General features: G+C 65.3%; 2 protein-coding genes. One reads left to right on the top strand and one right to left on the bottom strand.

Translation table 11 applies throughout. From position 1 onward, the window contains the following. Positions 1 to 111: 111 nt before the first annotated feature. Positions 112 to 1,587 (bottom strand): oligosaccharide flippase family protein, encoded by a 1,476-nt coding sequence (locus VF662_RS09350; protein ID WP_464140199.1) that lies wholly within the window; start codon positions 1,585 to 1,587, stop codon positions 112 to 114. A gap of 89 nt (positions 1,588 to 1,676) precedes the next feature. Between VF662_RS09350 and VF662_RS09345 the strand changes: the two genes are divergently transcribed. Continuing rightward, on the top strand, positions 1,677 to 1,770 hold a 94-nt coding region (locus VF662_RS09345; protein WP_464140201.1), incomplete at its 3' end, for a sugar phosphate nucleotidyltransferase.

Genomic DNA, 1,770 nt, shown 5'->3' with positions numbered 1-1,770 from the left:
CGTCGACGACGTGCTGTGGAAGCTCCACTACGATTTCTACTACATCAAGAACTTCTCGTTCTGGCTCGACGTGCTGATCGTCGCCCGCACCTTCCGGACCATCGTCAGCGGCTACGGCGCGCGCTGATCCGCCACTGGAACAGGCGGCCTCGCGACGACCGAGGCGTCGATCCCCATCGTCCTTCGGACGTGGATCCACATCAGCAGGTTGTAGACGAACACGCTTGAAGTTGCGGCAACCGCCGAACCGATGATTCCGAGCCGCGAGATCAGGGTGACGTTGAGGACGAGATTGGCAGCAAGCGCGGCGCAGGCGCTGAGCAAAGCGGAGTTCTGCCGGCCGGTCATGGTCATCAGATAGCCGACGGAGCCCGTGAAGGCGGATATCAGCCCCCCGCCGAGCAGGATCAGAAGCGCGGGATAGGCCGCATCGAAGCCATCACCAAAGGCTCGGAGCGCGAAACCGCCGATTGCCGCGAGGAACGCCGCCATCGCAAGCGAGAACAGGAATGCGAGCCGGGCATTGACCTTCGCGATCCTGGAAAGCTCGTCGAAATCGCGCCTGCGATACGCGGTGGCGATCATCGGAGCGCTGATGAACGAGAGCGAGATGAGCGCGAAAGGGACCAGGCTGGCAAGGCGCCAGGCGGCGGCATAGAGGCCGGAGGCGGCTGTATCCGCCAGATGACCGAGCATGATGACGTCGATCTGGTTCAGCACCTCCTGGACGACGTTCATGAGCAGAAGCGGCCAGCCGACCGCGATCCAGTCCGCCCGGTCGGTCAGATCGTGCCGGTGGGCACGCAAAGAGGGCGCGATCCTGTGGAAGTGGATGACGATCCCGGTGAGCGCGACCGCAGCAGCGATGACGGTCAGGATCAGAGCCCGTTCGGCCGACAGCCGGATGCCGAGGAGCGCGGCGCCGCCGATCAGCGCGATAAGCGAAGCGGGCCTCAGCACCTGCTCGTAGAGCTGCGAGGCGAGCACGCGTTTCGCGCTCCGGATCAGCGCCGAATAGAGGCCAAGGGCGGCAAGGGTGAAGATCAGTGCTCCGATCCAGAGCACGGCGCCCGACGAGAACATCGAAAACAGCCCGGAGCCGAGCTGCGCCTGCCCGATCAGGACGATCGCCACCACCGACGAGCTCAGCACCATCATCACCAGAGCGAAGCGGATGAGCGCCCGAAGCGCGGCGAAATTCTCTTCTTCGAGGTAGATGCTGGCGTAGCGCAGGACGGTGTTGTCGACGCCGAGGCGGGCCGGGATGACGAGGATCAGCGCCCATCCGAGCGCAATCGAATATTGCCCGTAAGCCGATGCGCCCAGCGTCCGCGAGATCAGCATGTGCGAGAGGAAGGCAATGGCGAGCCCCGCCGTCCGCACCGACATCGATACGGCGCTTGCACGAAGCACCCCGCCCGATACGGGATCGCTGAGCAGGCGCCGGGCATGGCGGACGATTTTCGCCCCGCGATCGGCGGTCATGCGCGTGTCGGTGGCAGGCCGGGCGAGATCATGCTGCCCGCGATGCTGCCAATCCCGCGCCGAGGCAACAGCAAAGCGCCAGGGAGCGGGCCAGCAGTCCACGGCGGGTTGTGCCCTGTGCACCCGGATGTTAGTCGCCCAGCGTTTCGCGCCCGCCGAGAGGCTGACGGCGCCTGAGCTCAGAGGAATATATGAAAGCGATCATTCTCGCCGGTGGCCTCGGCACGAGGCTTGCTGAGGAGACCGGCGTCCGTCCCAAGCCGATGGTGGAGATCGGCGGGCGGC

Origin of the sequence: Allosphingosinicella sp., assembly GCF_036387215.1 — a bacterium.
GTDB lineage: Bacteria > Pseudomonadota > Alphaproteobacteria > Sphingomonadales > Sphingomonadaceae > Allosphingosinicella.
The sequence above is the reverse complement of the archived record's forward strand: the minus strand, read 5'-3'. Positions and strand labels throughout refer to the sequence as shown.